Source organism: Paracoccus sp. FO-3, from assembly GCF_006386455.1.
In the GTDB taxonomy this organism is placed as follows: domain Bacteria; phylum Pseudomonadota; class Alphaproteobacteria; order Rhodobacterales; family Rhodobacteraceae; genus Paracoccus; species Paracoccus versutus.
Window position 1 is genome coordinate 1 of record NZ_VCBQ01000243.1, and the last position, 1762, is coordinate 1762.

Annotated in this window: 3 protein-coding genes; 2 read left to right on the plus strand and 1 reads right to left on the minus strand. The window is 62.8% G+C overall.

Annotated elements, in window-relative coordinates; all coding sequences use genetic code 11:
• Together FE811_RS26705 and FE811_RS26710 are read left to right on the plus strand one after the other, a co-directional pair.
• Positions 1–570: DUF1403 family protein (locus FE811_RS26705; protein WP_140849523.1), on the plus strand; the 570-nt coding region annotated here is incomplete at its 5' end.
• A 3-nt stretch (positions 571–573) separates the two neighbouring features.
• Entirely contained in the window at positions 574–1173 is a 600-nt protein-coding gene (locus tag FE811_RS26710) for an SMC-Scp complex subunit ScpB (protein ID WP_140849525.1), read from the plus strand.
• A 219-nt stretch (positions 1174–1392) separates the two neighbouring features.
• Here the strand turns inward: FE811_RS26710 and FE811_RS28055 are convergent.
• On the minus strand, positions 1393–1762 hold a 370-nt coding region (locus FE811_RS28055; RefSeq protein WP_219848978.1), incomplete at its 5' end, for a hypothetical protein.

Below are 1762 nucleotides of genomic sequence, written 5' to 3' on the forward strand. Positions count from 1 at the left end.
TGGCGTCGCGCCACGGAAAGGCCGGTGACCGTGCAAGCTCTGGTCCGGGCGCTGCCTGAACTTCAGGGTGATCAGATCGCGCATTGGCTCGATGCCGGGCAGGGGGCAGCGGTCAGTCGCGCGGCAATGGTGCTGGAGGCGGTACTAAACGATGCCCCCCGTGCCGAGGTGCCCGCACTCGTCCTTGCTGACGCGACCCTCGCTCAGGCGCTTGGTTGGGATCATGTCGTGCCGCTTCTGGCCGCAGGCCTGAAACGCGCCGACATACGCAAGCGAGGCGAAGACCTACGCTCGGCTTGTCATCGTGCGCTCGTTTCATCGGCGGTCGATGCCGTGCGTCTCTCAACTGACCTCGCGCGGCGGGCAGCGCAACTCAAAGCGGTCGCGCCGAAGCTGCGCGCCAAAGGCGCAGAGGCCGCCGTCGCGATTTTCCTGACCCAAGATGCCGTCGCACCTGCGGCCCTCCCACTACCGGACCGGTCCGCACGGCGGCTCTGTGACCGGTTGGTCGATCTCGGCGCGGTGCGCGAGCTGACCGGCCGCGACACGTTCCGGCTCTACGGGATCTGAGCGATGGCCAAGGATCACGCCGAAACTGACTTCGATCGGGAATTGGACGATCTGCCAACCGAATTGCGCTGGCGTGAATGGATGCGGCGGATTGAAGCCGTTCTCTTCGCCAGTGCATCGCCGGTGCCGCGCGAGGACCTCGCGCGCGTGGTGGGGCAGGGGGCTTCGGTCGATCTGTTGGTCGAAGACCTGGTCGTCGATCTCGAAGGACGATCCTTCGAAGTGGCGCAGGTGGCCGGCGGCTGGATGTTGCGCACGCGGCCCACCTACGCCCCAGCGATCAGGGCCGCTGCGGATGTGGGCGAACAGCTTCTGGACCTGGACGAATATGATGTCGCGGTGCTCGCTGCCATCGCCTACCACCAGCCGATCACCCGTGACGGGCTGAAGGACATCTTCGGCAAGGAGATCAGCCGCGATCTGATCGGGCGACTGCATGCGCGCGGGTTGATCGGCACCGGGCCACGGTCGCCGCGGCGTGGAGCACCCTATACCTATGTGACGACGGAGCAGTTCCTGGTCGCGTTCGATCTGGAGTCGCTGCAGGACCTGCCCGATCGGGAGCAGATGGAGGATGCAGGGGTCATCAATTCGCAGACATAGCTGTTGCCAATGATGTGCGGCGGTTTGAATGAAGGCGAACGATGACCCGTTGTAAGTCCGCCAAATCAGGATGTCTGGAGCGCGTCTTTGTTCCCGGCGTTATCTGAGACGTGATCTCTGCACTCAATGATGCCACCAAGTCGGAATGCTTGGGCGCAGCCAGTGCAATGCGGGTCCAGAGATCAATTGCAGGATGCTTGGAACGTTTTTGGAGGTGCGTCATTCCATCGGCCAACCGGCGGAACAATACGTAGCGGACCCGGTGCGGCAAGCGCGAAATTGACGTCGGCTCGCCATTGAACGTGAAACAAGCCGCTCCGAGCATGGCGGGCAGAGATGTCTTTCCATGCCGTCCATGGCCCGCAACATGCATTCGAAGAAAATCGTCGATGAGCCGTTCGAGACGCTGCACATCATACTCGGCGGGCAGGGTGGGTTTTCGGAGATCAGCATCACACCAGACGCAGAAATGTTGCGGCAGAAGCCGGTTTTGTCGAGCAGGTGCAACGCCGCCGCCGCAGGCAGGGCAGTGATCGCGAAAGCGGCATCCATGCCGAAAGCAGGTGTCGCGTAGCCCTTAATTGTGAGA

Excerpts from the sequence above, each read along its gene's own strand:
- FE811_RS26710 (WP_140849525.1), top strand. The coding sequence starts at position 574 with ATGGCCAAGGATCACGCCGAAACTGACTTCGATCGGGAATTGGACGAT.